This is a genomic window from Rhodococcus sp. NPDC058532 (assembly GCF_042719255.1).
Classification (GTDB): domain Bacteria; phylum Actinomycetota; class Actinomycetes; order Mycobacteriales; family Mycobacteriaceae; genus Rhodococcus_G.
The window spans coordinates 19,794-27,495 of the sequence record NZ_JBHXNU010000017.1; the positions used below are offsets into that span (position 1 = coordinate 19,794).

At 69.5% G+C, this 7,702-nt stretch carries 4 protein-coding genes; 1 reads left to right on the top strand and 3 read right to left on the bottom strand.

All coding sequences use genetic code 11. The features are described 5' to 3' along the window. Window positions 1-25 precede the first annotated feature (25 nt). Window positions 26-1,861: an acyl-CoA dehydrogenase gene (locus ACFWQG_RS18590; protein ID WP_378509118.1), complete on the top strand. Its 1,836-nt coding sequence runs from the start codon at window positions 26-28 to the stop codon at window positions 1,859-1,861. A gap of 90 nt (window positions 1,862-1,951) precedes the next feature. Here the strand turns inward: ACFWQG_RS18590 and ACFWQG_RS18595 are convergent, their stop codons facing one another. From ACFWQG_RS18595 to ACFWQG_RS18605, 3 genes are all read right to left on the bottom strand, one after another. Next, window positions 1,952-4,138 (bottom strand): VanW family protein, encoded by a 2,187-nt coding sequence (locus ACFWQG_RS18595; RefSeq protein ID WP_378509119.1) that lies wholly within the window; start codon window positions 4,136-4,138, stop codon window positions 1,952-1,954. 295 nt (window positions 4,139-4,433) lie between these two features. Then, entirely contained in the window at window positions 4,434-5,930 is a 1,497-nt protein-coding gene (locus tag ACFWQG_RS18600; protein ID WP_378509120.1) for a flavin-containing monooxygenase, read from the bottom strand. A 112-nt stretch (window positions 5,931-6,042) separates the two neighbouring features. Continuing rightward, complete coding sequence (locus ACFWQG_RS18605) at window positions 6,043-6,960, bottom strand: glycoside hydrolase family 19 protein (protein ID WP_378509121.1); 918 nt, start codon at window positions 6,958-6,960, stop codon at window positions 6,043-6,045. Window positions 6,961-7,702: the final 742 nt, after the last annotated feature.

A 7,702-nucleotide genomic window follows, 5' to 3' on the forward strand; every position in this document is an offset into this window, starting at 1 on the left:
CACCATCTCAGGGAGATAAGAAGACATGGGGCATTACAAGAGCAACGTTCGTGACCTGGAGTTCAACCTCTTCGAGGTACTCGACCTCGAGAAGCCGCTGAGCGAGGGCACCTGGGGCGACCTCGACGCCGACACCATCAGGAACATGCTCAGCGAGGTCGCACGGCTGGCCGAGGGCCCGCTCGGCGAGGCATACGCCGACGCCGACCGGAACCCGCCGGTCTTCGATCCGGAGACCCACGAGGCGACCCTGCCCGAGTCGTTCAAGAAGTCCTTCAAGGCGATGTGGGACGCCGAGTGGTACCGGATGGGCCTCGACGAGGAGATCGGTGGCGTGCCGGTCCCCCGCTCCGTGGTGTGGGCGATCTCCGAGATGATGCTCGGCGCGCAGCCCGCCGCCTTCATGTACCAGGCGGGCCCGTCCTTCGCGAACGTGCTGTTCACCAACGGCACCGACGAACAGAAGCAGTGGGCGGCCACCTGCGTCGAGCGCGGCTGGGGCGCCACGATGGTGCTCACCGAGCCGGACGCGGGCTCCGATGTCGGCGCGGGCCGCACCAAGGCGATCAAGCAGGACGACGGCTCCTGGCACATCGAGGGCGTCAAGCGGTTCATCACCTCCGCCACCTCCGACGACCTGTTCGAGAACATCTTCCACCTGGTCCTCGCCCGCCCGGAGGGCGCGGGGCCCGGCACCAAGGGCCTGTCGCTGTTCTTCGTGCCGAAGTTCCACTTCGACTTCGAGAAGAACGAGCTCGGCGAGCGCAACGGCGCCTTCGTCACCAATGTCGAGCACAAGATGGGCCTCAAGGCGTCGGCGACCTGCGAGCTCACCTTCGGCGGCCACGGCGTGCCCGCCAAGGGCTGGCTGGTCGGCGAGGTGCACAACGGCATCGCGCAGATGTTCGACGTCATCGAGCATGCCCGCATGATGGTCGGCACCAAGGCGATCTCCACCCTGTCCACCGGCTACCTCAACGCCCTCGACTACGCCAAGCAGCGCGTCCAGGGCGCCGACCTGACCCAGATGACCGACAAGGCCGCGCCGCGCGTGACCATCACCCACCACCCGGACGTGCGCCGGGCGCTGGCGATGCAGAAGGCGTACGCGGAGGGCCTGCGCGCGGTGTACCTGTACACCGCGGCGCACCAGGACGTCGAGGTCGCCAAGCACGTCTCCGGCGCCGAGGGCGACCTCGTGCACCGGGTCAACGACCTGCTGCTGCCGATCGTCAAGGGCGTCGGCTCCGAGCGCGCGTACCAGTACCTGACCGATTCGCTGCAGACCCTCGGCGGCTCCGGCTTCCTGCAGGACTACCCGATCGAGCAGTACATCCGGGACGCGAAGATCGACTCGCTGTACGAGGGCACCACCGCGATCCAGGCGCAGGACTTCTTCTTCCGGAAGATCGCCCGCGACCGCGGCGTCGCGCTGGCGCACGTGGCGGGCCAGGTGAAGAAGTTCCTCGACCGCGAGGACGGCGACAACCGGCTCAAGACCGAGCGCGCGCTGCTCGCCACCGCACTCGAGGACGTGCAGGCGATGGTCGCGACCCTGACCGGCTTCCTGATGGGCGCCCAGGAGCAGCCGACCGAGCTGTACAAGGTCGGCCTCGGTTCGGTTCGCTTCCTGATATCGGTCGGCGACCTCCTGGTCGGCTGGCAGCTGCTCGAGGCGGCGGAGATCGCGCTCGGCAAGCTGGACGCGGGCGCCTCCGACAAGGACAAGCCGTTCTACGAGGGCAAGGTCGCGACCGCGTCCTTCTTCGCGAAGAACGTCCTGCCCGAGCTCACCGCGTCCCGCGGCATCGTCGCCAACGTGGACAACGACCTGATGGAGATGGACGAAGCCGCCTTCTGACGGCGCAGATCGGCTCCCGAAACGAGGCCGCACACCGGATTCCGGTGTGCGGCCTCGCCGCATTCCCTGCTGGATCCGGGGGCTATCCGGTCACTCGCCCTCCGCCTCGCCTGCCGATGCGGACGGGGCATCCTCCGCCGAGGCGGGCGGCGCAGCAGGCGCAGCCGCGTCAGCAGGCGCAGGCGGGGGCTCCGGGCTGATGCAGCGGACGATCGGCACCGGGTCGTACTTCACGGTCCGGGTGTTGCGGGACAGCTCCCGCCCGGACGCACGGTCGGTGATGACGCGGGTGTCCGAGGTGGTGAACCCCTGCGCGCCCGACGACGCGATGCAGCCGGACCCGGCGGGCAGCGTGACCGTGTTCGGCGACGTGTATGCGTACCGGTCGCCGGTGATCGACTCGACGTCGACCGTCTTGGTTCCCCACAGCCGGACCGTGATGTCGGAGCTCGTCCCGATCGTCTCGATGAGCACACCGGTGTCGGTGTCGTTGGTGAATCGCAGGTCGATCGCCCCCTCGTACACCGTCGCCTCCCGCGCCTCCGGGTAGCGGGAAATGTAGTAGCTGTGCTCGGTGTGCCCGGCGTCCTCCATCCCGGCAAAGTAGGCGGCGTTGTACAGCGTGGTCGCGAGCTGACTGATGCCGCCGCCCACCGCGGTGTCCGGGCGGCCGTTGTTGATGATTCCGGAGGAAACGTAGCCCTCCGCGCTGCCACGCGGTCCGGTGTAATCGTTGAGCGAGAACGTCTTTCCCGGCTGAACCAGTGCGCCATCGATCTCGGCGGCTGCCAACCGGATGTTCACCCCGGACGCGTACTCGAAGCCACCGGTCGTGTACTCGGCAATCACCTCGGTGATGCCGAGCTTGTTCGCGGCCTCGGTCGTCAGCGCGGGCTGTTTCGGCTCGTACACGGCGTCGAGGCTGCCGCGACCCGCGTCGGAGAACCCGGCGGGCAACGACTCGAGCGTCTTGTGCCACTCGATCGTCTCGCCGGTCACCGCGGGCACCACCTTCGGCGCCCCACCGGACAGCGCGAACGACGCGTCCTTCGGCTGGATCTCGGTGGCGGCCAACTGCGGCCCGAGCACCCCGATCGCCGCGTCCACGTCGAAGTGCGGGCTGAGACCGCCGTCGCCGTCCGGGGTGAACGACAGCACCGTTCCGATCCGGTCCCGCGGGAGCACCGCCTGTCCGCCGTCGCGCCCCGCGACCACCAGATCCGTTGCTGCCGCAGGCGTCGCGACCTCGCGCAATGCCCGGTCGACACCGGACTGGGTGACCGAGACGGGGTCGACGGTCACGGGGACCTCGACACCGTCGGCGGCCGCCCACCCGTCGGCGAGCGCCTCCGCGGCACCGGGCGCATCGAGCGTCTGCCCCTGCCGGGGGGACACCGCGACGGGTGTTGCGCCCTCGAACACGACCGAGCCCTCGACGGGCGCGCGGTCGGTTCGGGTGCGCAGCCCCTCGACCGCCGCCGCGAGGGCACCGTCGTCACGGGTGGCGGCGACCCCGACCTCACGATGCGTGAACAGGGATGCCAGCCGGGTGATCGGGTTGAGCGGTTGGTCCCCCGCGCGGTCGAGGGTGGCGTCCCAGTCGACACCGAGACCGGCCTCGGCGGGAACGAGTTCGGTGGTCACGTCGCCGGCCCGGACCACGACCGGGCTGCCGAGGCGCGGGTCGATCTCGGTACGCAGAACGGACTCGGCCTCGTCCGGTGACATTCCGCCGATGTCCACCCCGGCCACCGTCACGCCCCGCGGGACCTGGTCCGAGGAGAGCGCGACATCGGCGATGTATCCGGCAACACCCACCGCGAGGACCCCGGCGGCGGCCCCGATCACGAGGCGGCGCCTGCGCCGGGTGTCCGTGTCCGGATCGGGTGCCGCGGCGGAAGGCGGGGGTGCCTGCGGCGGGGTGGAGGCGGGCGGGGGCGGCGGCACGGCGACCGGGGTGGCGGCGGGCTGCACCGGCGGGGGTGTGGCGGCGCCCGGGGACGCGCCGGGAGTCATCTTCGGCAGCACCGTGGTCGGGACGTCCTCGGGGCGGATGTGCTCGGTGGGGGGCTCCGGATCGACGTCCGCCGGTCCGGTCGCATCGCCGCTGCCGCGGGCATCGCGCGGGTCGGCGGACGGCTCCGCGGTGGGTTCGCCGTCGGACGGGAGCGGAGGGCCGGGCACGTCACCGTCGGGGTGCACCGAATCGGGTGTCTCCCCGTCGGGCAGCCCCGATCCACGCTCCGCACCCGAGTGCTTGCCGATTCCGCCGGTCATCGTGCGGTCCTCCCGGTAGTGTCGTTCTGCTGGGCCAGGACCCGCTTCGACCCTCCAGGGTAGCGCGGCCGGACCGGGTACCCCGACGGCAGAGGTCCCGGCACGGGTGCGACACGCGAGTGTCCCGCGCTGCAACCGGGTCGGGGGTCTGGCTGCAACGCGGGACGACCTGACTATCGAGGTCCCGCGGCGGAGCGTTACACGGAATCCGAAAATTGTCGTGCATGATTGTGAGCGATCCCAGACGACCCCCGGTGAGCTGGGCAAACACCCGCGGCCACGCGGATCTCGGCCGTCAGGCGGGTGCGTCGGTCCGAGCTCGGGCGACGGTTCGATAGTTCTCGGCATCGAAGCGCCGCAGCCGCGACCGGTACCGCCAGGTGAACGTCGGCCACATCACCGAATTCCGGCCACGGGAATCCAGATACCAGCTGGCGCAGCCACCCCGGTTCCACACCGTCGACCGAAGCGCCGCCTCCATTCGGCCGCTGTACTCGTCCTGCGCCAGGGCCGACACGTCGACCGACACGAGCCCGGCCGCCGCCATGTGCGCCAGTGCCGCCGTGACGTAGGCGGCCTGGCTCTCGAGCATGTACACGATCGAACTGTGGCCGAGGTTGGTGTTCGGTCCGTACATGAGGAACAGGTTCGGGAAGCCGTGCACCGTCATGCCCCGATGCGCGCTGGGGCTGCCGTCCCAGTGCTCCGCGAGGGTTCGGCCGTCGGTGCCGCGGACACGGCGGGCCACCGGCGGTTCGGTGGGGGTGAACCCGGTGCCGAAAATGATGGTGTCCACCGCACGCTCGACGCCGTCCTCCCCGATCACCCCGGTAGGAGTGACCCTCGTCAATCCGGAGGCCACGACATCGACGTCGTCCCGATCCAGGGTCGCTAACCAGTCGTTGGAGAGGAGCATCCGCTTGCACCCGATCGTGAACGACGGCGTGAGGTTCCGCCGCAGCACCGGGTCCGATACCTGCCTCCGCAAATACCCCCGTGCGACCAACGCGAACAGCGGCAGCAGCCAGGTCAGGTACGCGAAGACGACGACGTACCCCTCCCGCTGAAGGTAGACGAGTCCGCGAGACATTTTCTGCGTCAACGGAAACCGTCGATACACCCGCTTTTCCGTCGCCCCGCGCCTTCGATTGGTCCGGGGTATCACCCAGGACGCGGTGCGCTGAAAGACGGTCACCCGCCGGACCCGGTCGACGATCCGGGGGACGAACTGCACCGCGGACGCGCCGGTGCCGACCACCGCGATCCGCTCCCCGGTCAGGTCATGGTCGTGATTCCACGACGCCGAGTGAAACACGGTGCCGCGGAACGACTCCAAACCGGCGATGGGCGGGATGTTCGGCGCCGAGAGCGCGCCGGTTGCGGCGACCACCACGTCGGCGGTGATGTCACCCCGACTGGTCCGGACCCGCCACACCGCGGCCCGATCATCCCAGTTCGCTTCCAGGAGTTCACAATCAACAACGGTGCGCGCTCGGACACCGGTGCGTGTCGCAACCTCCTTGAGATAGTCGAAGATCTCGGGCTGTTCCGCGAAGGTGTGGCTCCAGTCCGGACTCGGCGCGAACGACAGGGAGTACAGCGTGGTCGGGACGTCGCACGCGCAGCCGGGATAGGTATTCTGGCGCCAGGTTCCGCCGACCTCACCTGCCCGCTCGATGACGAGGACATCATCCGCCTGACCGTCCCGGACCAGGCCAGCGGCGACCGTCAGGCCGCCGAACCCGGCACCGACGACGAGAACCCTGGTGTGCGAGGGGAGCTCGAGGGTCATCGCTGGGCCACCGGCCCGTCCCGCGCCGCAGCCGAATACCGGATGTCGTGGCTCACACCGCGACGGTAACAACGAACGGACCGGGGCCGCCCGCACATCCCGGCGCCGACCGCTACGGGCGGATCAGCACGTCCAGACCGCGCTGGAAGTCCGCGATGCGGCGGGAGAGCGCGTGGTGGCCGCCGTTGACGAGCTCGGACACCCGCACGATGCCCGCGGTGTCCGCCACCTGGTTCAGGTTGCGGGACGTCCAGTACCAGGCCGCGGTGGTGAAGGCGTTCTCCGGTGCTGCGAGCAGTTCGGGGTGCGCGATGAAGTCAACACCGGTGTACTCGCTCACCTTCTCGTAGTTGTGGCGGCCGGTGATCTGAATGGCACCGCGCCCCTTGTAGCGCTCACCGTCGCCCGGCTGAGTGTTGCCGAGGTCGGCGCGACCCTCGTAGGCACGGCCGGAGGCGTACTCCTCGAAGGTACGGAACGAGTCGGACTCGACGGCGAGCTGCGCAATGAAGGCCGCCTGCCGGACCGGGTTATCGATGCCGCTGCGCGCCATCGCCTCGTTGAGCGGGGCGATGTATGCGGCGATCTTCTCGGCGGCGATGCCGGGCACGATCCGGGCCAGGTCCTCCGGGGTGACGCCGGCAGGCGGGGCTGGCGCGGGCTCCGGTGCGGGTTCGGCCGCGGGCTCGGCCGCCGACTCGGTCGCGGGTTCGGTCTCGGCGGCGGAGTCCGTCACGAACGCACTCAGGGCCGCGAAGGCACCCGTGGCCGAGCCGTCGGACGCCGCTGCGTCGGTCGCCGATTCCGCCGAGGCCGACTCCGGCTTGGGCAGCGCCTCGAAGCCGATCGTCGAGAACAGGGTGCCGCCCTCGAGGTACCGCGCGGGCGCGGAGATCGAGGGGCCTGCCGCGATGGCGGTGTCGGCGTTGGCGACCGCGGTGGCCCCGAGGCCCATGACGGAGGTGCCTGCGGTGATCAGTGCGGCGGCGGCAATGGCAGCGCGAACATGGCGCGAGTGTGAGACGTACATGGATGTGCTCCGGGTTGTCGGCCGGGAGAGACGATCGGCCTGGCGAACCTGCCGCAGGCGTTCCGGCGAGGACGTCCGTCCATCGCGGGTCACCATCACGCAGCAAGAAGGTCACAACCAGGTAACGTCGCAGGTCTCGAGGTTTTCAACCAAAAGTGATCAGCGCCACAACCCCTTGCTAATGCCCGGCAACACACACTCGGCACCTCGGCTCCGCGCCAGGGGTCGCAGACTCGGGCACGGACGGACGCCGGCCCGGCCGCACCGAGAACGCCAACGACACCCGATGCGCGGATCGGGAAGGCGACCGTCGAATCCCCTGCGCAAGACCCCTTTACCGCCCGAGCCCGGTGGATCCGCGGACACTAATGAGGCCGCGACTCCCCCTGCTTCGGCGCGTGATTCATACGGCGTCCGAATGACACACGGCGACAACGCATCATCCGGCGACCGCGGCACCGGAAATCCAGACCCGAACGGTCGGTATGTGTCCCACACAACACCGAAGGGTGCTTGCGCTCGAAAGTTCTGTACGGCATACGACACCGTGACAAACCACGTCTCGTGACAATCCCGAGACCAGAAGATCACGGAAGCACGCCCGCAAACGTCGGGCTACCCGCGGCCGCGGCCCGAACAGACAGAAGCGGGGGGGGGGGGGGGGGGAGAAAGGTCTGTCGTTGTGAGGGGGTGTTCCTGCTTTCTCGGCGCCGTGGCGGCGTGAAGAACCTACCCCCCGATC